This window comes from Streptomyces torulosus, from assembly GCF_001419765.1.
In the GTDB taxonomy this organism is placed as follows: Bacteria; Actinomycetota; Actinomycetes; order Streptomycetales; family Streptomycetaceae; genus Streptomyces; species Streptomyces torulosus.
Window position 1 is genome coordinate 4,496 of the sequence record NZ_LIRK01000421.1, and the last position, 269, is coordinate 4,764.

Genomic DNA, 269 nt, shown 5'->3' on the forward strand with positions numbered 1-269 from the left:
CTGGCGTTGTTCGAGATGCAGGCGACGACGGAGACGGCGTTCATCGGCGGGGAGCTGTACCGGCGGGCCGGTCAGTGGAAGTTCCGCGCCGTGGGACAGGGATACGCGTCCGGACTCGCGGGGCTGGCCACCGACTTCGGGATCAGCGTGGACGAAGAGCCGACCGCCACGCCGACGGCTTCCTCCTCGGCCATGCCCGCACCTCCTCTCCCTCCCATGCCCGCCGCCCCGGCGTCGCCCACGCCGCCCATCGCGAACACGGCTCCGCC

General features: G+C 72.5%; 1 protein-coding gene. It reads left to right on the top strand.

Features of this window, described 5'->3' with window-relative positions; all coding sequences use genetic code 11:
• Positions 1–269 (top strand): TerD family protein (locus AOK23_RS50370; RefSeq protein ID WP_240496585.1); only part of this gene is annotated, 269 nt, incomplete at both ends.